Source organism: Sporolactobacillus terrae DSM 11697 (genome assembly GCF_000648615.1).
Lineage (GTDB): Bacteria > Bacillota > Bacilli > Bacillales > Sporolactobacillaceae > Sporolactobacillus > Sporolactobacillus terrae.
Genome location: NZ_JFZC01000041.1, coordinates 154,260 through 177,307, shown reverse-complemented (window position 1 = coordinate 177,307; position 23,048 = coordinate 154,260). Strand labels below are relative to the sequence as shown.

Genomic DNA, 23,048 nt, shown 5'->3' with positions numbered 1-23,048 from the left:
TTCTCGGCCAAGACACTGGGCTATTGGTTTGAAGACAGGTCAAAATCATATACTTTCTTATCCTGTAAGAAAAACCGGGCAAAAAGCGTCCGGTCCTTACTTCCGCAGGATGCGGTGGTTTTCGCGTTTCATACAGGACGTATGCGCACTTAGCGAAAGTTCCTTTAGGAAAGTTTCTTCATACATGTGTGATGGACTCGTGTCTTTTCGGTGCTGAATCGTCGCTTCGGTTACTCGCTGGCTCGCATCAACAAGGCGCGATCCCGCAGGCGCCAGAGCACCTCCGCTTTGACTCTTGGCCAAGACACTGGGCTATTGGTCTGAAGGGGGCAAAATCTTATACTTTCTTGTTCTGTGAGAAAAACCGGCTGTTCTTTGCTCGAACAGTCGATTTTTCATGGTGCAAAGGGTTCTTCGGGCACCCGCTCACGTGTGTCACATACAGTTTTATTCCTTTGAAAATGCGCAACTTATACAGCATGCGGGCTTTCATTGTATTCTATAACTGCTATAGCTGCGGCTTTCAAGATCTCATAGGCTTGATCACAGTCTTCTTTTGTGGCAATCAGCGGCGGCAAAAGGCGGATGATGCGATCACCGATTAAGGTCACGAGCATGTTCCGATCCAAACAGCCATGCTTGATGGCATAGCCTGCTGGCGCGTCAAATTCGATGCCAATCATCAATCCTTTTCCCCGAACTTCTTTCACGTGAGGGAGAGTCTTCAGTTTTTCAACCAGATAATTGCCGACTTTTTTTGCATTGCCAGCAAGATCTCTGTTGAGCAGTTCGTTTACTTCAGCATAGGCGGCCGCGCAGCACACCGGATTTCCGCCAAACGTCGTTCCGTGCGCGCCCATTGTGAACGCCTTGGAAACCTCTTCAGTTGCGCAAATCGCGGAAATGGGCATCCCGCCGCCAAGTGCCTTGGCCATCGAAACGATGTCTGGTTTGACCCCGTAATCCATGTAGGCCATAACGTTGCCGCTTCGGCACCAACCGGTCTGAATTTCATCGAGAAGCAGCAATAGACCTTTTTCCTTGCACAAGTCGGCGATCCCTTTCATAAATTCGGGCGTTGCAGGGTTCACCCCGCCTTCCCCCTGTATCGGTTCCAGCATAATCGCAATCGTATCATCGGTCACATGCGCCCGAAAATCATCGAGATTATTGAACTCGGCGTAGCTGAATCCGGGAACGACCGGCTTAAAGCCAACCTGGCAAGCGTTATCCGGCTGACCGGTCGCAGACATCGCCCCATATGTTCTGCCGTGAAAGCTCCCTTTCGCCGTGATGATGTGATATTTATTCGGTCCATAGTGATCTACGCCATACTTACGCGCCATTTTGATCATCGCTTCATTCGCTTCAGTACCGGTACTCTGATAAAAAATTTTATCCATCGCCAGCACTTTGCACACCCGTTCTGCAAGAAGGACTTGTGGAAGGGTATAGGGATAATTGAAGGTATGCATGAGGTCACCAACCTGATCTTGAACGGCGGCGACAACCTTTTCATTGCAGTTTCCTGCACTATTAACGGCAATCCCTCCGTAAAAATCAAGATAAGCATGGCCCTCCTCATCATAGAGATACATCCCCTTGGCCGTTTGAGCCACAAAATCATACCGTTCATACGTATCTATCATGTACTTTCTCGTGAGTGCCTTAATTTCACTGGCAGTTTTGTGCACGTCTGACAGTTTCATCGCCATACCTTCCTTTTTATAAATTTTGCTCGATTAAAAATCATCCGTATTTTTTCTAAACGGCTTCCCCTCGTCAGTGTTCCGGCTTAAACATTATGTCTGTATTCATAAGGCAGTGTTTTCATTTGTCCGAATGTCGTCATTTCCTCAATGGCCGTCAGCGTATCTTTGAGTATCGCGGTCTGCATCGCGACATTATGCGGTTCGCCTGCGTTGGAACCAATTGGTACATGGGGAGCGGTAATCCGGGGCGCCCCTTGCTGCTTGGCAATCGGTGGCAGAGCAGCTATAATCGCTGTGGAAATGCCGACGGATTCAACTGCACGTTCGACCAGGGTGGCCGAGCGATGACATGTGCCGCATCCACCTGTAAAGACCGCAATGTCGACCGCTTCCTCCTTCAAGATCTCAGCAATCGCAGGCCCCGTTTCCTGCTTAAACTTTTGAACGTTTCCGCCGCCGCCCATAAAACCAATTAAAACCGGCGCAACCTTTCCGATGAAACCTTCTTTTTCTAATTCATGAAGTCGATCAATTGGGAGCATTGAATTAATATCTTTGTTTACATCGCTATTGTCAAATCCACCATGGCTGACCATCAACTCAGAAGATGGCGTATCCGATGGAATTGTTCGAAACGAATAATCCCCCGAGAGATTAAAGCGCGGCTGCGATTTCAGATGGACACCGCCTGCAGTACAGAATGCAACCGTACACTCATGTAACGGTTTGGTTAACTCCGTCCATACCGGAGGCGGCGTGATCGGAACATAGATTTCGGACTTCAAGTGCTGAGCGGTTGTTAATTGCATGTTTTTTCCTTCCTTCTCTATAATGAATATCGAAAAAGTCACGATGAATCGCGTCACTCAAGAACGCATAACCCGAGCATCTTCATCAATTGCCAGAGTGAAAATAAATCCTGCACACCATTTAAATGACTTGAATATAGCTTAAATAGACTTGGATTTTCAGACCAACGTGAAGCGGTTGATCGGTAAGGACACAGCGAAGCGGCACGATAATGATCCCCATGCGTCCTTTCAAGGTCACTTTCACTTCACGTTCGGTTACCTCGAGAATCTTACCGGGCAAAAGTTTCGGTGTGAGTTCATAGTCCATCGGATCACATCCTTACCGGATCATCTGCTGATTTGCATCGATAACTGCCTGTTCCCATTGACGGTTGGCAGGTTCGATTGGAATGCCGGCCATTTTGGTTTTCAGCATCAGCAAAGCGCGCTTGGCGTCCTGCGGGCAGAGCGTGCTGTCGCCTAGAATCTCGTTTTCAAAGCCTTCCGGATCTTTATTGAGTTCGATCATTGCATCCATGTGTTTATTTCCTACGACCAGCTGTCCCTGATACGCGCAATAGGAAACACCGACGACATCGATGCCGCGGCGGCCGATCTGATCGATGTTTTCCGCAAAATCAATATGGTTGTTTCCAAATCCCTCTGTAGTAACAATGGCTCCTTCAACGTCTAGCGCTTCCGCCCAAGCACCGAGACGGGCAGAGACATAGGATTTTTCATCATTGACTTGCGGACTGCCGATAAAGACCACGCCAACCAAGTTAATTTCTTCATCCTCAGCCATTAGATTAACAAGCGGTTCGCGAAAATAATGACGCGTATCCTCCTTTGTCGACGGCCCAATGCAGGTCAGTGCATGAATTCCACCGTCGCGCACTTCATTTGGCGACAAGACGACCGGTACATTTCCGAGATCGACATTGCGCTGTCCGCCTTCAACACCTGCCGGTTCTGCAGGGAGCAGCACGTTATCATGCATCGCGCCTTGGCCCATAATTTCCTTTACAAGCATCACCCGCGGCTTACCCGGCCGCTTCCAATCATGGAACACATCCTGCTTCGTGCATGCTTCCGCAGGCGCGCGCTTCAGTACCTCGCGGATCTCTTGAATGATTGAATCACAAGCCTTATGCGCCGCATAAGGTCCGCGGCGTTCCATCCCGGTATTTTCCTGTATGGTGACATTGACACGGATGATGATATCTTCCGGATCCGGACAGCCCAGACGTCCAAATCGAATGTTTTCATCAAGATATCCTTCACAGGAGCCAAACTCATGCACTTGAACGCCTTTTTCATCGACCCCGGTCAGCATGATCACGACCCCGCTCATCACATGGGTCGCACCTTCGCCCAATAGGCCTTCTACTTTCGCCGCAATCGGCATGACATCCATAATCGTGTTGGCATACACATGCCGTTGATCCGGGGGGATAATGTCCATTTCCGCAGCTTTCACTAATGGATCCGCCTTGAGCGAATCCTCGCACAAGTCCTGACGAAGCGTCAGCGTTCCGTGTTTAAATGACGTCTCCGTCCCCATACAAACCTTCTGAACGGCAAATTCTTTTTGCGTCAGCGTACGAATGATTTTATCTTCCGGCTTTTGTTCAACGGGTGGCACCGTAAACGGCAAACCAATCGTACTTAACCCATCCGGCAATTCAATCTGGCCTTGCACGTTGCTGATGCTAAATTTTATGACGCCCGCAGGCTGCGATGTACCCGAATCCGTTGGCGCGGATAAGCGCTTATCTTCTGATTCACCTGCCTTATTTGAATAGCCATCGAGTAATTTCGCGGTCAATGACGTCATGGCATCTGTATCTTCTTTCAAGGTCGCGCCCAATACCTGACCGATCGTCAGCGCATCCTCGGGAATGGTCAGTAACCCGGATTCTTGCAGGTCGGGAACAATGGCAGGATCTTCAAGATCAGACGCAGAAATAATCGTTCCTTTGTTTCTCAGACAACAAAGTACCGCTGGATCGTTCTGATGCAGATTGGCTGTTTCATTTGTAATTGACATAGAAATGCTCCTTTACCAAAAAATAATTACATGCGTAATTTGAAATTGACCTCATGATTACGAAGCTTGCGGACAAGCGGCAGATTCATCGCGCGCAATGCACTGTCCGTGACATGGTGCACCGGAAGGTTTAATTTCGGTGCAAGAGCCATCACCGTATTGCTGCAATCGCTGCAATTGCCGATTAATAGTGCTTGGGCACCGGCTTTCTTCAGGCGCAGCACCCGATCAGCCTGTCCGGGACATATCCCTGGATTTCGGCATCGCAAAACGCCGTGAACCTCCACTGCATGTTTGCACCGTTCACTCGCCGCCACATCCGCTCCCATTTGATCTGCAATCTCTTTCATTCGGGCCTCACTCGCACTGCAGGCACAAACGAGCAGACCAAGGGGCGCTTTTGCTTTCAGAAAAGGCATCGTCACAATCATTGCACCGGTGGTTTTGGTCACCACATCGTCCAACGTCACACGTTGACTCATAAACGGTCCGCCGGTAATCACTTCACCGTAGTCCCGATCCATTCCACCGACACTTTCGATTAAGTCTCCGATACGCGTTCCGATTGGCACATCCATAAGCGTGACTGACTTGGGTCCTCTGCGCAGTTTTCCTGCAATCGTCAGATTTTTAGAAAGCACAGGTCGGCCGAGTTCCACGGCCTGGCTCACGCGGGAAAGCGTTTCTGAATTCAAGACAATCGCGTTAGCGTGAACCGTTCGTTCATCCGGAGCCAACAGCACGCCCAAAACATCACGGATCAGTGCACGCTTCTCACCAACCGGATACCGATCCTCTAATTGAAAAACGGACACACGGTCATCCTGAATGATCGTTTTCAAACGGGCGATGGCTTTCTTATGTTTCGCTTTGACAGCAATCACTCCATGCGCAGCGTCGACCGATTCCATCGCATAGAGCAGACCCCTGTAAACCTCATTCGGACCGCGTTCGATCTCAGCAATATTATGGGCGAGAATTGGCTCGCATTCAGCAGCATTTGCAATCACTGTTCCGCCAGGTATCTTTTGGGCCAGCTTTATCCAAGTGGGGAACCCCGCCCCTCCCATACCGACAATGCCCGCGGAACGAACACGTTCGCCGATGTTTCCCGGCGGAATTATTTCAAATTCACTATTTTCAGACTTTTCACCGCGTATAAAAATCGCTTCATCAGTCACCTGAATTACTGTTCCGGCTACACTCGCATGTAGGTCGGCACCTAGGCCATCGGCTGTTGCAATGCAATGGCCACGTTTTACAGACTCTCCTGCTTTAACACACGGAATCGCCGGTTTGCCCATGCCTTGTTTTAAAAGAAGTTTATACATTTCGCTCATGGTGAATCTTCCACCTTTCATCCGTCGTTACAACGCAAAGCCAAATTCAAAGGGATCTTCATCATCAAAGATGAGCCTAGATTCTCCGGTCGCATAGGCGCGACCTGTGATTTCCGGAATGACCGCCGGATAGTCGCCCACAGCGGTTTTTTCCAAAGCATGACCGGTGAAACGCGTCCCCATAATGCTCTCACAAACAAAATCTTCACCGAGCTTTAATTCCCCTCTAGCACAGAGCGAAGCAATCTTGGCACTGGTTCCTGTGCCGCATGGCGAGCGATCCACTTGCCTTTTCCCGAAGACAACGGTATTTCTAATCGTCCTCGGATCGTGCAGGGGTTCGAAAAACTCTACCAAATCAACCGAATGAATGTCGGAAAGCAGCGGATGTTGGATGACCGTCTGCTGATTCACCGATTCACGGATGTCAACGCCGATTTGTAAAAGTCTGTTCAGATTTTCCGGGATCAACGCTATGCCCAGGTTTTCAGCATTTACCAGTGCGAAGAAGTTGCCGCCAAACGCAACGTCTACCCGAATCTCTCCCCATTTAGGAACCTGAATCGCCACGTCTTTGCGATATAAGAAAGCAGGAACATTAATCATACAGGCTTCTTTTACGCGACCGTTTTCCACCTTCACCCTTGTGCGAATTAAACCTGCAGGCGTTTCCAATGCCACGTGCGTATACGGTTCAGTCACGGGAACCAAGCCTCGAATGACCGCTATGGTTGCGACACCAATGGACCCATGCCCGCACATATTCAAGTAACCGCCCCCGTCCATAAAAATAACCGCTAAATCGGCTTCTTTATGAATCGGTTTCATCAAGAGTGCGCCGAACATGTTCCGATGTCCCCGCGGCTCATTGATGATCGCGCGGCGAAGATGGTCATAATTCTTTTGCAGGCAGATTTTCTTTTCCATGATGGTGTTCCCATCGACTTCCGGAAATCCGTTCACAATAATTCTGGTCGGCTCGCCCATCGTATGCGAGTCAATGATAAAAAGGCTCTGATCATCGGCCATCACCGTCCTCCTTTCTAAAACGGAACGAAAATTCGATTAGTTTAGAATATATTCAAAATTATTCTAGCAAGAACCGTGCCAACTTTTTTCTTGGCTAAATCCACGAAAGTGTCTCAATCATTTGACAGTCATCGTCTAATTATTGAGACATGTTTCATTTAGTAGGCATATTTAATAACATCCAGTGTAATAAAATGAAATATTTATTGGCTCAATGTATTTTTTCGTGGAAAAAATTAGGGAGGTACGTCATATTGTGTTAGATTTTCTGTCAATCAAAGGATGTAGTGGTGTTTGTGGAAGTTCTCTCTTTCATGCGCGTTTCGCTTTAACTTTCGCGGAATTTGCTTTAACTTCGCGGTTTTGATTTAGCAGGCGATTCGGGAGCCTTCCCAGACTGCGGGAGCTGCCCTAGCTCACGACTCGCAAACCGTTCAAGGAGAAATACCCAGTTTATGCATTTTGTTATAAAGTGTTGCTCTTGAGATTCCTAAAATTTGGGCCGTTTTGTTTTTATTTTCATGCGTTTGTTCCAATACTTGCTGAATGGTTTTTGCTTCACATGCTTTCAACGTATCATTTAATGAAGAAAAAGTCTGCATTTCTTGTGAAGGGAACGTCCGGTGTCCTACTGTACGCTCCTCATGTTCACCCGCTTGAAGATTCACTGGCAAGTCGGTGAAATTTAATTTTCCGTCTTTCGAAAAGACGACTAAGTTTTCAATGACATTCCGCAACTCGCGGATATTCCCGGGCCAGCGATGGTTGACCAGCGCGAGCATAATTTCTTTCGGGATTTCTTTTACGTCTCGATTGTATTTCTTGGCGAATTCATAAAGAATTTGGTGACTTAATTCGACGACGTCCTCAATTCTGTCTCTTAATGGGGGGATGAGAATCGACACGATGTTGAGCCGGTAGTAGAGATCTTCTCTGAATTTGCCCTGTTTTACGCGTTCTCGCAAATCCTTATTTGTTGCAGCTATGATAAAACAATCGGCGTATTTAAGTCTTGTCCCGCCTACTGCGTAAAAGGTTCCCTCCTGAAGCACGCGCAACAGCTTCACCTGCATATCAAGCGGAAGTTCGCCAATTTCATCCAGAAACAGCGTCCCGCCTCTTGCCAGTTCAAGGGTTCCTTTCTTTCCGAGTGCACTCGCTCCGGAAAAGGCGCCTTTTTCATAGCCGAACAGTTCACTCTCAAACAGGGAGGGAGGAATTGCGCCGCAGTTAATGGCGATAAACGGCGCCTGATTCGATGTGCGCAGATCATGCAAGGCTTTCGCAAATAATTCCTTCCCGACCCCTGATTCTCCAAGAAATAAAACCCTTGCCTGTGTCGTTCCGATTTGCTTCACCCGGTCGATCGTTCGGCGAATGGACGGACTGGATCCCTGAATCGGGTAAAACGGATCAGCCGACGGCTTCAGCCGCGACACTTTCTTTTGCAATTGCTGGATCATTTCGTTCGCGCTGTTTAATTGTTGATTAAGATGGACTTGATGCGTCACATCAGATTCACAAGAAACGGCGCCAATGATCCGATCATGCACCCTTACAGGATTCGAATTGATTAATACAAACAAGTCCCCCCTTGGCTGATGCTGCTTATGATAAAAACGCTTACCTGAGTGAATGATACGCAAGTTATCCAAACGGCTCTCGGAGAAAAAGTCAGTCATCGGCTTTCCTAAAATCTCTTCTTTCTTTATTGAGTATAATCGTTCTGCACCACTCGTCCAAACAACCGTTTTCATCTGTTCGTCAATCACCGAAATGGTGCTATCTGTTGTTTCCAATATTGTATCGTTGTATGCCTTTAAATACGTATAGGCCTCTAAAATAATGGGAATAAGTTCACCTGTTTTTATATAACCGATTGGTTTTTTCGCTTTAACCACCAGTAAATAATCGTATTGATTTGCTTTTTTGCCGATCGTGTCCCACGAATCATCCAGTTGAACCAAACCAGCGCTTCTGGCCGGCAATGCTTCTAAAGGGATCCTATATTTATTGGCAAACGCATGGCATTGGGGCGAACAGGCAATGAGCTGAAGCGACTTTTGCACAAAAATGAGATCAAATGCATGTTCTAATGCATAGGTCTTCCACTGCGCTTCACTGAGCATGACAAAGCTTGTATGGAGCAGATCCTTAAGTTCCGGCAAAAGATGTTTCATTGACCTCTCCTCCTGGCGTACATGCATTCTGCAAGCTGATTCCCATTCAATCCATCGATTTATTATAAAGTTCACACTTTTAGATAAATTTAAACATATTATTTCCGCACTGTCCAGTATATAAAGCTTGATCACCAGGACGCTCATGCAGGGGTTTCTGATCGCCAATGAACACGTTACTCTGTCGCACGCTCTGATTAGATATAGTCGAGATCATGGGCAATCGGCGTCTGAATCATCTTTTTAACCGTTGCAGGATCCGAAGTCTGCGCGAGTACCCACATCAGCTTTGCAACAATGGCTTCCGTGTTCATGTCACCCGCAGTAATTCCACCGGCATCGGCCACACGTTTTCCTACTTCGTACAGCTCCATATTCTGCCCTTCCTCAAGACACTGGGTCGTGATAATGACCGGAATCCCCTGCCGCACCAGTTTTTCAACGCCGGTCACCAGATCTCTGTTCTCAAAAGGGAGACCGCCATTCCCGAAGCTTTCAATAATCAGTCCCTTGACATGGTTCTGCAGGAACGCAAAGAACGCCGGCGACAGTCCGGGAAATGCCCTTAATAAAAAGACATCCGGACAGATTCCGATATGCTTCGGCACTGCGGTCTTCTCCGCTTCCATTCTGAAATGAATCCGAACATGCTTGTCCGCAATATCAGCTATGTAGGGGTAATTGACACTCTCAAACGCATCGTAACTTTTTGTTCGCAGCTTAATCGCCCGCGTACCAAGGATTGCTTTTCCATCAAAAACAATAAAAACGCCGGGAAGATCCGCTCTCTGCGCAAAGGTAAGCGCATCTTTTATATTTTTCCTTGCATCGGTCCGTTTAAAGCTGACCGGAACTTGTGAACCCGTGATCACAATGGTCTTATTGAGACCATTTAATAAATAGGACAATGCAGCAGCCGTGTACGCCATCGTATCCGTACCATGTGTGATGATGAAGCTGTCGTATTGGCTCTGACTTTTATCAATCACCCGCGCCATCTTCAGCCAATCCTCCGGCTGCATGTTGGTGCTGTCCTTGTTCATGAGTACATGAAAATCAACCGATACATCCTGACTATGTTCAAAATAGCGCGCCAGCTGATCAATCGTCATGCCCGGCGCCAGTCCCTCCTGGTGCGGTGTTGACGCAATCGTTCCCCCGGTCGCCACCACTAAAATTTTCTTCATATGAATTTCCCCATTTTGTGTATTTATTACGCCCATTATAACTTTTTTCTCATATAATTCAATAAAATGTTTACTATGCGTGTACAAGCAGTGTAGACTGATCAAAGAGGTGATCTGATGCTCGCTCAATTAATTGCGTTAAGAAAGCAAAAAAATTTAACAATCCAGAACGTGGCTGATGCGCTCGGGATCGCTAAAAGTACCTATGCCAGCTATGAAAGCGGCTATCGTCAACCGCCAATTGACGCGTTGATCAAAATTGCCGATTTCTTTTCGCTATCGCTTGATCGATTAGTTGACCGCCCTTTTGAAGCCGTTATTCATCTCGATCATCCGCAAAATGAGTGCTGCCGTTTATTCATTGATGGGCAGGCGTTAACTGAAGCGGAGCGAAAAGAGATCATCGCATTTATAAAGGTGAAGCGGACACTTCACTAAAAACCGCCACATCAATTCCCCCTATTCCGACGCTACCCGCTACCGATAAACGATCAGACAAACCAAGCGGTGCCCGGTCCTTCTTTCACGTGATGACGTCCGCGTTGCATACAGGACATATGCGCACTTAGCGAAAGTTCCTTTTACTCTGAATGCCGTTTTAAACCATCAATTTTGTACCTAACGGGCACTCCAGTTGCTCGCTTGCCGCGGACGTCCCCGAACCTGCTCTTTCACTGTTCTCGCTAAGCCTTGCTGCGTCTGCCTGTACTTTTTTACGTGCATCGAGAAAAAATATTTTTTCGTTTCTATTGAATGATGAAAACAATCGTGGTAAAGTGACTAATGCACTCAATTAGTTAACAAAGTTAATAATTAACTTAATTAATCTTTTTTTTAAGAACGAAAGGGGATTCGTCGATGAACAACTTTACTCGTCTGCTCATCATTAATATCATTGTGATCGTAGCTTTGATCGGTGGCGGCGCAGCAGGCTACTACTATTATGATCAAGCAACCAACTACGTCAAAACCGATAACGCCGCAGTCAGCGGCCAAGCCATTTCCATTGCCGCACCGGCTTCTGGAAAACTCGTGAACTGGGATGCTTCAGAAGGGAAAACCTTTGATGCTAATGATACGATCGGCAATGTGGAAACAATCGGTGCTGATGGCAAGAGTGCTAAAGTTGCAGTAAAGATGCCGCAAAAGGCGACGATTGCGTTAAACAACACGACAAAGAATGCGTTTGCCGCTGCGGGCGCACAACTTGCTCAAGCCTATAATCTAAATGAGCTGTACATTACCGCCAATGTCGATGAAAATGCCATTGAAAATGTAAAAGTAGGACAAAAAGTTGATCTCAAACTTGACGCGTTCCCAGGTACGCATTTCACGGGAAAAGTTGAGAAGATCGGAACAGCGACCGCCTCAACCTTCTCGTTGATTCCAAGCTCGAATAGTAACGGCAACTACACAAAAGTTACGCAAGTCGTGCCTGTAAAAATTTCAATTGACGACTACAAGGGCAATGACCTGCTTCCCGGCATGAATGTTACGGTGAAAATTCATATCTAATTTGAGAGGAGGGATTTGATGACATCGTTCCTTTCTGTGTATATCGGTTGTGCGATCATTTTTCTCGTGATTTTCAACTTCATTTTGCATCGCCGCCGCAAAAGCAAACTTGCGGCAGATGATCGGCCGCGCACGCAAGAAGCTTCCATGCACGCCCCCGTCGAAACACAAGACAGGGAGCCGCATGCTCCGCATCAGCTAAGCGCGCAGAACGCTCCGCATTCTGCTGAGGTAACCCCTGCAGCGCACGCGGAAAAGCATGAATCCGGCACGCAAGACACTTCCGGTCATCACCTGTCGATTATTCTGGTGCTGATTCTCGGCGCTTTTGTTGCGCTGCTGAACCAGACGCTCATGAACGTGGCTCTGCCTAAGATGATGACTGATTTGAATATTTCGACCAACACGGCGCAATGGATCACCACCGGGTATATGCTGGTCAATGGGGTTTTGATCCCAATTACCGCCTATTTAATGGAAACTTTTACGACGCGAAAGCTCTTTATTTCAGCAATGGTCCTGTTCTCGCTGGGAACACTTGTCTGTGCCTTGTCGCCTAACTTCATCATTTTGATGGGCGGGCGCGTGATTCAGGCAACCGGTGCCGGGATCATCATGCCGCTGATGACCAATGTCTTCTTGACCATTTTTCCGCCTGAAAAACGTGGCGGGGCAATGGGTCTGATGGGTGTGGCAATGATCTTCGCGCCTGCCGTTGGGCCGACGCTTTCCGGCTATATTGTGGAACACTTTACATGGCGACTCTTATTCTGGATCGTGCTCCCGCTTGGCATTGTCGATGTCTTCCTGGCGATCACATTTCTTAGAAATGTCGGCCGCCGCTCATTTCCGAAGCTGGATCTTCTGGGCATTATCCTGTCGACGATTGGCTTCGGCGGCATCCTGTACGCGTTCAGTGAAGCCGGAAACAACGGGTGGGATGACGCCGCCGTACTGGTGACACTTATCGTTGGGATCATCTCACTGATTCTATTTGTCTGGCGCGAACTGCATTTGGATACGCCACTGCTTAACCTGCGCGTTTTTCAATACAAAATATTTACTTTCACGACAATCGTTAATATACTAGTGACAATGGCGATGTTTGCCGCAATGATTCTGCTTCCGATCTACTTGCAGAACATCCGCGGATTTACACCACTTCAATCCGGACTGCTCTTACTGCCGGGCGCGCTGCTCATGGGTGTCATGTCGCCGATTACCGGCATGCTCTTTGACCGAATCGGCTCGCGGCCGCTCGCGGTAGCAGGGCTCGCTGTGACAATCATTACGACGTGGGGCTTTGCACATTTGAGCGATGCAACCACATACGGCTGGATTATGTTTCTCTACACCGCGCGAATGTTCGGTATGTCGCTATTGATGATGCCGATTATGACTGAAGGGCTGAATAATCTGCCCCGCGAGTTGAACAGTCACGGGACGGCAATGTCCAATACGATGCGTCAGGTTGCCGGTTCACTCGGTACCGCTTTCCTTGTTACCGTTATGTCGAACCGAACCACATTTCATATTGGCGACTATGCCAATCAGGTTGCTTCAAGCAATCATCCGTTTATGCAGCAACTGCAGAGTTCCAGTCTTTCACTGGCTGCAAGCGGTCACGTTTCCGCGGTACAGGGGCAGCAAACCGTCATGCAGCTGCTTGAGATGAAGGTGCAGCAATTGGCGACGATTCAAGGCATTAATGATGCCTTTATCGTTGCGACCTTGCTGACGATCGTTGCTTGGGTGCTCTCCTTCTTTATTAAACGCGCGACCCCGCCGCAACAGAACACGGATCTGAAAAAGACACAGACGAATCTGACAACGGCCAAAGAATAAGGGAAGCAGGTGTCTCTTACGGACAGAGAAGCCAAGATCCATGAAATCGAAAACAGCTTTGCAATTGTTATTCGCCGCTTTCGGCGGACAATCAATGAACTTCAGGGCAGTGAACTGACTGCTCATGAATTCTCGTTCCTGTCCCATCTTTACCGACATGATCGGGAAACCTCATCACGAATTGCAAAGAAATTCGATGTATCTCCAAGTTACGCGACGACGGTCATCGATAAACTGATTCGTTGCGGCTATGTGATGCGTCAGCGATCTAAAACAGATCGGAGAAAAGTTCGGTTAACGGTCACTGAAAAAGGCATTGCGCTCTATCACCAATTGATCTGCATCCGCGAGAACTACATGCGTCAGGTTTTCAGTGATTTTGATGATCAGGAGCTTAATCAGTTGTCCGAGCTGATTGCTAAATTGGTTGACTAATCGCTGACGTTTCAGCTTAGGCTCCAATTCATTTATGACTCACAAAAAGCAGCACCGCAATCATTGCGGTGCTGCTTTTTAATGCGTTTCATTGATTTTCTGCAGCTGAGCATCACAGGGCGCACATCAAAGGTATCGTTCCGCATAGGCAAGGAGTTCACGAATTTCAATCTTTGCTGATTTAGTGAGTGCTTTGTTGTCGCGAAGCATTTGCTCGCCACGTGCTTTGATAAAGCGCAAATAGTCTTTGTTTCTGGTTTGCCCATAACCTTTCTTGGCATGATGCAGGTCGCGAAAATCATTGGTGGCCTGCTTGACAAGCAGATGACGACCGATCATTAAACCAATCGCAAGCGCGAGACAAGCAATCGTCCCCCAGCCGCCGGTAATCGTGTAAAGCAGGAGGCCGAGTACCATTAATCCGGTTACTAATTTCGCCGAACTGAAGATGTAGCCTTCCGGTTTATGATTAGGTTCCAAAAATGCGATGATACTTTTTAACATGAAAATCTCCTCCTAGCCTTTTTTGCAAAATCGTATACGCTGCGCGCGTGATGCCTCGCCAAACGACTCAATTTACAGTCCGAAAATCCCTGCCCAGTATCCGAGAATACCAATCGCAAACATGCCGAAGATGATCCAGATTGCATTGACTTTCCGTTTCAGAAGCCACATGCAAGCGAAGGTCATCAGCAAAGCAACGAGGCCAGGAAGCAGTTGGTCGAGAATCATTTGCAGCGTTGTGTTGACCGTCTTTCCCGCTTGTTCATAGGACACAAGGACAAAGGGCATTTTGATACTGGTCCATTTCGAAACAAGTGAACCCATGACGAACAGTCCGAGCACCGAAGCCATTTGCGTCAATTTCTTGAGACGGTTGCCGGCGACATCCTGCACAATATCCGTACCTTGGCTGTAGCCAAATTTAAACCCATACCATCTGGTCAGCATGCGGATGATGTTGATCCCGAAGAAGAAGAGCAGTGGCCCTAGAATACTTCCGCTCAGTGCCAGCGACGCGCCGAGTGCGGCTAAAATTGGACGTGCCGTTCCCCAATAAATCGGATCGCCGATACCGGCAAGCGGTCCCATCAAACCGATTTTCACGTTCGTAATGGCGGCCTCATCAATTTCACCGTTTTCTGCTTTCTTTTGTTCCATCGCTGCGGTCACACCAAAGATCGCTGATGCTGGCCAAGGCGTTGTGTTAAAAAATTCCAAGTGGCGTTTCAATGCGGCTGCCTGATCTTCTTTTCGATGATAAAACCGTTTGATCGCCGGGATCATCGTAACGGCAACCCCAATTGCTTGCATCCGTTCGAAGTTAAAGGAGCCGAGCATGAATGTACTTCGAAAATAGGTATTGATAATGTCTCTTTTCGTTAACGGCTGTACTTTTTTCGTTTCACTCATTTCATTCACCCTCCTTATCCTAATACATCGTCATCATCGGATCCGACGTTCGTTGCAGCTGTTGGCGCTTTAATCGCGTCATGGAAATCTGGATTCAATTGAACATAGACAACGGCAGCACAAGCACCGAGAATACCAAGACCAACAAGGTTGATTCCACTCATAAAGGTGGCAAGCGTGAATCCAATGAAGAAGAACGGCATCAACGCACGCGCTTTCATCATGTTAATAACCATGGCATACCCAACAACCACGATGAACCCACCCGAAACTTGCAGACCATGGGTGATGACCGGCGGAATCGCATCCAGCCACTGGCTGACAAGGCTCGTTCCGGCAATGGCGGCAACGGCTCCGGTAGGAATCGCCACACGCAGGCCTTGTAGCAACAGCCCTCCTATATGACACCACTCGACCCCTCGGAAATTCGCATTCGCAGCAAAATGGTCCGCTTGGTGCTGAAAGAATACTGTAATCGTTCGAACAAAAATGGTCAGTACTTGACCGGCGGCAGCAAGTGGAATCGCAATCGCAATCCCTTCACCGATTGATTGATGCCCGACAATAACGATAATCGCTGAAATCGTTGAAGCGAGGGCCGAGTCAGGTGCCATCGCTGCACCAACGTTCATCCAGCCGAGCGCAATCAATTCAAGTTGACCGCCAAGAATAATACCGGTGTGCAAATCACCAAGAACAAGACCGATAAGCGTACACGCCACAAGCGGACGGTGAAATTGGCGTTCATCCAAAACACTCGCCATCCCGCAAACCAGCGCAACCAAGATAACTAAAATAAATTGCATGGCATTCATGTTTGAAGACCTCCCTTTTTGTCTGCTAATCTTTTTATTTATACAAGATTTTTGCTTTTCAGCCGGTTCATAAAATCAGACGCTTGCGTGTTGGGAAGCTGTTGCAGAATCAGCTTGATGCCGCGCTTGTCAAGCTCCTTAAATGCCTCGACATCTTCTCGGCTGACCGATACGGCTTCGGAGATTAGTGTCATGCCTTCTTTAAAGGTAATGCCGCCGACATTGACCTGAGTCACGTCAACGCCCTGATCCATCAAACGAAGAACGTCTTTGGGCGATTCAACCACCATCAGGACGTCCAAGTCTTTATAGGTCGGGTTTTTATAGCAGCGCGCCGTTTTATCGACGGTCATCACATAGGACTTTGTGCGTCCCGGGGCAACCTGAAGCAGCAGTGTTTTTCTCAAATCATCCTTGGCAGCGCTGTCATTTGTGGCAATAATTGTTCCGGCCCCCACATGGTTCACCCAGTTGTTTGCCACCTGTCCGTGAATTAATCGAGAATCAATACGTAACCATTTAATGTTCATCCCAACTCATCTCCTTCGTCTTCTTGTGCACTATTGGCAATTTTTTGATGCGAAAAAACGTCTTTGAATGACTTAATGCCGTCTGTTCCGGCGGCTGTTGCAGTTTGTACCAGTTCCTCAAGTGAGGCTCCCGCAAGACGCTTGCCAAGGACTTCAATCAGCATCGGCAAATTGACGCCGCTGACCACATCCATGGACGGTTTACGCGCAACAAAACGGCTGGCGGCATTGTATGGGCTGCCTCCAAACAAATCCACTAGGAACAGAACCTGATCATCTCCTAACCCATCGCTCGCTTTCTGATATTTATCGAGCAAATGCTCGATCCCCTCACCGGGTTTAAAGGTAACTTCAGCAATATGTTCCATTGTTCCGAAAATCATCTTGGCCGTTCCAATCAGCGCTTCCGAGAGATTTCCGTGTGTAGCAATAACAATCGCGACCACTTTTCTCTCCTCCTCTCTCTGTGCACTTTTTACTAAGCAACTTTTATGCCAACACGGTGTGTTAAAAAAAAGAGCCTCGAGAAGGCCCTTTTGTAAGCGCTATTATTATTGATCTGTTTTTAGTCAACACACTATTTATGAAAAACGAAACACTAAACCTTCGAATAACGCACTAATAGGTTTTCTGTTTTAAACTAAAACACTAACCCATTCGTATTCAAAAAAAAGAACACACTAGTTTTGAAGTGCGCGCCGATAAATGACTTCTTTGCCAAATTCATCGATCACCATATCAATAAAATAGTACAATTCATCCTCGCTGAGCGAGAGGTTCAGCTTGTCTTTTAGCACGGCCATTGTCGGATCAAGCTGCTTGGCTAAACGCTTTTTTTCCGAACTGCGCGCGCCTTCGTAAGTCAGTGGCATGCGGACAATTTCCCGTTCAAGAGCAAATGCAAGATGCATGACGATTCGAATCTGGGTCGCATTTTTAAAATGAAGGTGCAGCGCTTTTTGAACGGCTTCATTAAATTCAAGAATTGCGGCGACCGCTCGTTTCGGGTTTAGGTACATCAGCATATCCTGCAAGCTGTCCACGCAGACTCCTTTTACGATAACATGAGAGGGGTTGTCTTTCATCGGCAAGGTTTTGCCCGCAAGAACGGATTGCAGAATCTCTTGACCTTCGCCGCCGACAAATTGAGAAAGCGTGATGTACGGTACGCCCTCAAGTTTCGGGTTCTTTGCGCCAATGCTGGCGACAACCTCATATTTACATTGCATTTTTCGTGCGACATCATATAGGTCCTCGATTGATACCGGTATAACAAGGATTTCTTCATCGGTAAGGTTGCGCAGATACATGCTGACAATATTTTTAATACGTTTGGCAATGCCGCTTCCAGTTGTGCAAATGGTTAGAATCGCTTTCTGACGTTCACTGCGCGCGCTGCGCGTCTCCATACCAACCGTCCGGCGCAATGTATCGAGGGAATCAACCATTCCATTCAAATCCATATGCAAATAATTGGCATTTTTCACCGCATCGAGCACCATCGGCGTTGATACCATGTCGATGGCCTTGACTCGCACTTTGGCACCCTGCGCGATCTTTTCTTCAAAATAGTAGAGCGACCCCATATCGACCATCATCAGCACGCCGGCACCCTGATCAACGGAACGAACCGCTGCTACGATATTTTCAAAGATATCGCCGAAATTGAGACTGAGCGGCATATCGACGGCCGCAATCGGATAATCGCCCATTAATTCCTTGACAACGCTGACCATGGAGCTTGCGGTTTGCGGACCATGTGCCGCAACAACAATGCCAACGTTGCGCTGCTGAGAAAGTTCAACAAACGAACCGATCAGAAAAGCAATGTAGACCATCTCTACCTCTGGCAACGCTACACCAAGCCTGCGATCAATTAAATCAGCCACCTGAACCGCTGCTTCATAATCTTTCTGTGCAAAAGGAAACATCGCCTTATCCGGCGCTCCATTCATTCTGCGCAGCGGATGTTCCAGAAACGCGGACAGATGCACATTAAGCAGCGAAACAAATTGATGGCTCAAATGCTGACCTAATACGCGGGCGCAGATGACCTCCAAATCTTCGGAAAGGCGGGCGACGCGCTGATCCACAACTGTATTTGACGAATCACTCGACGTTTTTTGGTAAAATTGTTTCACTTGATTCTTAATATCTTCCATGACGAGTTTGCGAATATCCTGCATTGATAAACCTTCATGGATCAAAGCGTCGTATTTTCCCGAGATCATTTTGTAGAGATCAAATGGAGGTTCGTATTGATCCACATCGTTTAAGAGCGGGTCCTTGCTCCCGGTTACCACAAGGAAAAGCGGCAACCGTTTGCTTAGCTCCTGATTGACTTTGGGCTGATGCGAGATGCGGTGCAACCCTTCCTGCATTTCCGTGGGCAGCATTTTCGCATCAAGTTCAACATAATCTTGGTTCATGCTATCAAGGAATCCTTGCGCACAGACCAGCTGCACATTCGATTTCAGCTGGCCAATATTGCCAAAAGTAACACTGCCAATCAACGCTTTGATCACATCGGAACTCACGTGAAATTCATGATGCGTGCGATGTGCTTCCCGAGAGAGCAGAAATTTGCTCAACTCAATCTGCTCACTCACACTTCGGCTTTGGAAGTTGGGAACATTGATCATCACCGGAACACGCCGCAGAAAGGTCTGCAACAGTGCCGATTCCGGGTCGGCTGTCGTCGCACCGATGATCAGAACCCGAGCGCCGCGCTTGTTGCCGGTTTCGCCTAATTTGCTGTAGTGGCCGGTATCCATAAAATAGAACAGCATTTCCTGACCTTCCGGCGGCAGCCGATGAATTTCATCAAGAAACAGAATACCGCCATCCGCCTTTGCGACCAATCCGTCCTGATCGTGAGCAGCCCCGGTAAATGCGCCTTTTATATAGCCAAACAGCTGTCCAATCAACAGCTGCGGATTGTTGTAATAATCCGCGCAGTTGAAATCAATGAACGGCGCGTGTTCCTTGATGCGCTTGATTGCAATTGCATAGTGATGCATCATATGCGCAAATAATGTTTTCCCTGAACCGGTTGGCCCGAGGATTAGCGTGTGCAACCCTCTTGGCGGATAAACAATCGCTGATTTGGCTTGCTTGACGCTTTTTTTCAAACTTTTATCTGAACCGATCAGATGGGAAAATGGATCTTCATTCTTCTCGCGCGTCCGCTCTTGATTGAACCATTCCTTCAACGATGCACACTTAAGCGCATACGTATCGACCGCATCGCCGAATTGTTCGTGAATCAGCGCGGCCGGTGCATAGAGCACCGGCCGCGTCACGAACTTGATCACGCGCTTCTCGCGGACCAGTTCATTGAGCTCTGCGCTGACATTACTGCGCAGGATGCCCAGCGCATCAGCCAAGTCCGATGCTGACACGCCCGAAAGATCAAGCAGCTTTTTCTTATCTAATTGCGCACATTGCCGCGTTAATTCCTCAAAAATCTTTTCACGTCGCCGTCCCATTACGTTCACCTCTATAATCCCATTCTCCATGTTGTCTGCTATATCCTCTATTACAATCGAAAGCGTTTTCTTTTCGGGCGTTTCACTCCCTTTCATCAAAAAACTTCTATTCGGGAATTGATCGGGAGAAATGCGTTTCGATGTCCGGCTTGAGACTAACGAAAGCTTGATTCGGGAATCCGCCATTGATTCGGCGGCTAAGGAGAACGTATTTGACTTTACATCGATAATCATTTTACTTTCCAACTGTTCTGCATGACCGACCACCCTGCCGATTTCATTGTTTTTCGAAGATGTGGATGAGAGTTTAGATATTTACGATTGAGATGCACTTGCTGCTTGAGAAAAACCAGGCAAAATACGCCCGATCCTTACTTCCGCCTTCCATCCGGGCTTTGTTCATCACCTTGTGCACAAACGACACTCCAGCTGCTCGCCTGCCGCGGACGTTCCGGAAGCCTCCTCGGACACGCAATTGATCTGCGGGGTCTTCCTTGGCTCGCTGTTCCCGCTGACGCCAGAGCATCTGCGCATTTGATGCACTGTCTTTTGCGGGACCAAAAATCATATACTTTCTTTTCCTGTAAAAAAGGACACCCAATGCTGTCGCAAAGGATGTCTTTTTTAGCAAAAGAGTGCCCCAAATGAAAGCTCCCTTTGAATATGACAGTCTTATATCGAAACTGTCATTTCAGTACATAATTTTCGAAGCCTGTTCGACTAAGCTCCAAGATTTCACTATAAATTACTATTCTCTATTTTTTTTAAATCTTCTTTTAAGAACTCTACATCCTTCTTATATTTGTGAATCGTTTCTTCGATTGCATCCTTAACAATTGCAGGATAGTCATTTTCATATTCTTTTTTTAATTGGTCTATATCCTTAATAGCTAAATCTATCGCCTTTTTCTTCTCTCCAACATCCATAAATCTATAAATTCTTCTCATAATCTAGCCTCCTTAAAATTTTTTAGATAATAAATATAATATTAATATAACGAAATTTTCCATACAAAATAAAATTCATAATAGTATAATTTCCCCTTAGGAGGGGATAAAAATGAAACTATCATTTTTTAGAAAACTAGCTTTATTATCTTTGGTAGCTATCATGCCATCGTCAATCATACTTCCTACGATATCACATGCTGCTACTGAAGATATTGCAAACACCTCTAAGAATAACATCATAGAAAAACCAGAGACTGATAAGCCGATACCACAAAGTGAGTTTACAGAAGCCCACCAATTCGGCGTCAACGAATACGTCACCGTCATGGCCGGTTCCTTAAATGTGGCGGTAGGCGGCGAAACCTACCCTCTTCATGCGTACGATTCGATCAAGTTTAAAGGAGATCTCGATCATAAATACATCAACCCCTCCGGCGAGCTTGCCATTTTACATTTCGTGATTGCTTATCATTCCATGTAGCCTTACTTTCGCCATCGATTGGCTCATTCGTGAACCTGCTTTGATTGAAAACAGCTCTTCAGCGAAGTCTCCTGAAGAGCTGTTTCTTAAGCATATTCGGAAAGTGCTTCACCAAGTGCTTCGCCAAGCCGTTTCATTCCCTCTTTAATCCGTTCTTCACTCATGTTTGAGTAATTCAATCGAAAAGCGTTTTGTTTCACATCATTAGGATAGAAGGAATCGCCCGATACAAACGCAACATTATTTTTAAGGCATCGCTCAAATAGTGCTTGAACATTGACCGATTCAGGCAGCTCAACCCAGATAAACAAACCGCCTTCCGGAGCGCTGTGCTTAAGATGACCCGGCAAACAGGTTTCAATACAACGCATCATTGTTTCGCGCCGGGCACGGTAAACTGCTTTGATCTTTTGAATATGCGCGTCAAGGTCATTCAGCTCCAAGTACTTCGCCGTAACGCGCTGGGCAAACACATCCGAATGAAGATCGGTTGCCTGCTTGAAAGAAACATAACGGTTCATGAAATCAGACGCTGCACAGATCCAGCCAAGGCGAAAACCCGGTGCAAAGATTTTCGAGAACGTGCTGAGGTAGATGACGCGCCCTTCTGTATCAAAGCTTTTAACCGGCGGCAGTGCTTCACCGGCAAACCGAATTGCGCCATACGGATTATCTTCAAGTATGACGACATCGTATTGATTGGCAAGCGCCACCATCTGCTTGCGACGTTCCAGTGCCATGGTCCGTCCGGTTGGATTTTGAAAATCAGGAATCGTATAGATAAATTTCGCTTTGGGGTTCTGCTGAAGCGTTCGCTCAAGCTCGTCCATCCTCATGCCAGAGTCGTCCATGGCCACCTCTGCAAATTGCGGCTCATAGGCCTTGAACGCTTGAATCGCCGCAAGGTAGGTTGGACTTTCGCAAATGACGGTATCTCCTTTATCAAGAAAAATTTTCCCCGTCAGATCAAGGCCTTGCTGAGATCCCGTAAGAATAAGCAGATGATCTGCATTTGCACGCACACCAATCGCTTCCATACGTGTGCTAATCGCTTTTCGCAATGGAAGAAATCCCTCAGTTGTGCTGTACTGAAGTGCCTGTTCCCCCGCTTCATCAAGCACGGCCGAACAGGCCTCTTTAATCGCTTCTACAGGAAATAGTTCTGGTGCCGGCAGTCCGCCGGCAAATGAAATGATTTCCGGTCGGCCGAGCACTTTTAGAATTTCACGTGTTGCCGAACGCGCGACATGCTCGGCGCGCTTTGCATACTTAACTGTCATTGATCA

Annotated in this window: 21 protein-coding genes; 5 read left to right on the top strand and 16 right to left on the bottom strand. The window is 47.4% G+C overall.

The features are described from left to right. Positions 1-470: 470 nt before the first annotated feature. The 8 genes from AA84_RS0109420 to AA84_RS0109385 all read right to left on the bottom strand — a co-directional run bounded on the left by AA84_RS0109420 (position 471) and on the right by AA84_RS0109385 (position 10,289). Positions 471-1,709, bottom strand: coding sequence for an aspartate aminotransferase family protein (locus tag AA84_RS0109420; protein ID WP_028976986.1), 1,239 nt, complete (start codon positions 1,707-1,709; stop codon positions 471-473). Positions 1,710-1,795: 86 nt separating this feature from the next. Further along, positions 1,796-2,521 carry a D-proline reductase (dithiol) protein PrdB gene (gene prdB, locus AA84_RS0109415; protein ID WP_028976985.1) on the bottom strand — a complete coding sequence of 242 codons (726 nt, stop codon included), beginning with the start codon at positions 2,519-2,521 and terminating at the stop codon, positions 1,796-1,798. Between the two features lie 121 nt (positions 2,522-2,642). Continuing rightward, the gene (locus AA84_RS0109410; RefSeq protein ID WP_028976984.1) at positions 2,643-2,831 is read right to left on the bottom strand and encodes a CBO2463/CBO2479 domain-containing protein; all 189 of its coding nucleotides are present in this window, start codon (positions 2,829-2,831) and stop codon (positions 2,643-2,645) included. A 12-nt stretch (positions 2,832-2,843) separates the two neighbouring features. Further along, positions 2,844-4,553 carry a D-proline reductase (dithiol) proprotein PrdA gene (gene prdA, locus AA84_RS0109405; RefSeq protein WP_028976983.1) on the bottom strand — a complete coding sequence of 570 codons (1,710 nt, stop codon included), beginning with the start codon at positions 4,551-4,553 and terminating at the stop codon, positions 2,844-2,846. A 26-nt stretch (positions 4,554-4,579) separates the two neighbouring features. Then, entirely contained in the window at positions 4,580-5,893 is a 1,314-nt protein-coding gene (prdC, locus tag AA84_RS0109400) for a proline reductase-associated electron transfer protein PrdC (protein ID WP_028976982.1), read from the bottom strand. Positions 5,894-5,920: 27 nt separating this feature from the next. Beyond that, positions 5,921-6,922, bottom strand: coding sequence for a proline racemase family protein (locus AA84_RS0109395; RefSeq protein ID WP_028976981.1), 1,002 nt, complete (start codon positions 6,920-6,922; stop codon positions 5,921-5,923). A 434-nt stretch (positions 6,923-7,356) separates the two neighbouring features. Continuing rightward, positions 7,357-9,102 (bottom strand): sigma-54 interaction domain-containing protein, encoded by a 1,746-nt coding sequence (locus AA84_RS0109390; protein WP_037563334.1) that lies wholly within the window; start codon positions 9,100-9,102, stop codon positions 7,357-7,359. A gap of 197 nt (positions 9,103-9,299) precedes the next feature. After that, complete coding sequence (locus AA84_RS0109385; protein ID WP_028976979.1) at positions 9,300-10,289, bottom strand: asparaginase; 990 nt, start codon at positions 10,287-10,289, stop codon at positions 9,300-9,302. 117 nt (positions 10,290-10,406) lie between these two features. Between AA84_RS0109385 and AA84_RS0109380 the strand changes: the two genes are divergently transcribed. From AA84_RS0109380 to AA84_RS0109365, 4 genes are all read left to right on the top strand, one after another. Continuing rightward, a complete protein-coding gene (locus AA84_RS0109380; RefSeq protein ID WP_051577913.1) occupies positions 10,407-10,727 on the top strand; it encodes a helix-turn-helix domain-containing protein in 321 nt (106 codons plus the stop codon). A 420-nt stretch (positions 10,728-11,147) separates the two neighbouring features. Beyond that, positions 11,148-11,804, top strand: coding sequence for an HlyD family secretion protein (locus AA84_RS0109375; RefSeq protein ID WP_028976977.1), 657 nt, complete (start codon positions 11,148-11,150; stop codon positions 11,802-11,804). Between the two features lie 18 nt (positions 11,805-11,822). After that, entirely contained in the window at positions 11,823-13,649 is a 1,827-nt protein-coding gene (locus AA84_RS0109370) for a DHA2 family efflux MFS transporter permease subunit (protein ID WP_028976976.1), read from the top strand. A 9-nt stretch (positions 13,650-13,658) separates the two neighbouring features. After that, complete coding sequence (locus AA84_RS0109365; protein WP_028976975.1) at positions 13,659-14,084, top strand: MarR family winged helix-turn-helix transcriptional regulator; 426 nt, start codon at positions 13,659-13,661, stop codon at positions 14,082-14,084. Positions 14,085-14,210: 126 nt separating this feature from the next. On the opposite strand, the gene AA84_RS0109360 is transcribed toward AA84_RS0109365, so the two are convergent. The 7 genes from AA84_RS0109360 to AA84_RS0109325 all read right to left on the bottom strand — a co-directional run bounded on the left by AA84_RS0109360 (position 14,211) and on the right by AA84_RS0109325 (position 21,278). After that, complete coding sequence (locus AA84_RS0109360) at positions 14,211-14,588, bottom strand: hypothetical protein (RefSeq protein WP_028976974.1); 378 nt, start codon at positions 14,586-14,588, stop codon at positions 14,211-14,213. A 72-nt stretch (positions 14,589-14,660) separates the two neighbouring features. After that, positions 14,661-15,497, bottom strand: a complete 837-nt coding sequence (locus AA84_RS0109355) for a PTS system mannose/fructose/sorbose family transporter subunit IID (RefSeq protein WP_028976973.1) — start codon at positions 15,495-15,497, stop codon at positions 14,661-14,663. A gap of 14 nt (positions 15,498-15,511) precedes the next feature. After that, positions 15,512-16,312, bottom strand: coding sequence for a PTS mannose/fructose/sorbose transporter subunit IIC (locus AA84_RS0109350; RefSeq protein WP_010023727.1), 801 nt, complete (start codon positions 16,310-16,312; stop codon positions 15,512-15,514). Between the two features lie 38 nt (positions 16,313-16,350). After that, complete coding sequence (locus tag AA84_RS0109345; protein ID WP_028976972.1) at positions 16,351-16,842, bottom strand: PTS sugar transporter subunit IIB; 492 nt, start codon at positions 16,840-16,842, stop codon at positions 16,351-16,353. Then, complete coding sequence (locus AA84_RS0109340; protein WP_028976971.1) at positions 16,839-17,288, bottom strand: PTS sugar transporter subunit IIA; 450 nt, start codon at positions 17,286-17,288, stop codon at positions 16,839-16,841. Before AA84_RS0109340 ends, AA84_RS0109345 begins: the two co-directional genes overlap by 4 nt. Positions 17,289-17,522: 234 nt before the next feature. After that, the gene (locus AA84_RS17555) at positions 17,523-20,330 is read right to left on the bottom strand and encodes a sigma-54-dependent transcriptional regulator (RefSeq protein WP_160168713.1); all 2,808 of its coding nucleotides are present in this window, start codon (positions 20,328-20,330) and stop codon (positions 17,523-17,525) included. A 738-nt stretch (positions 20,331-21,068) separates the two neighbouring features. Then, entirely contained in the window at positions 21,069-21,278 is a 210-nt protein-coding gene (locus AA84_RS0109325) for a hypothetical protein (protein ID WP_028976969.1), read from the bottom strand. Positions 21,279-21,390: 112 nt separating this feature from the next. Here AA84_RS0109325 and AA84_RS18645 point away from each other — a divergent pair, with 112 nt between their 5' ends. Then, positions 21,391-21,762 (top strand): cupin domain-containing protein, encoded by a 372-nt coding sequence (locus AA84_RS18645; protein WP_081791758.1) that lies wholly within the window; start codon positions 21,391-21,393, stop codon positions 21,760-21,762. 86 nt (positions 21,763-21,848) lie between these two features. Here AA84_RS18645 and AA84_RS0109315 read toward each other — a convergent pair whose 3' ends face one another. After that, positions 21,849-23,042 (bottom strand): aminotransferase-like domain-containing protein, encoded by a 1,194-nt coding sequence (locus AA84_RS0109315; RefSeq protein ID WP_028976968.1) that lies wholly within the window; start codon positions 23,040-23,042, stop codon positions 21,849-21,851. Positions 23,043-23,048 lie beyond the last annotated feature (6 nt).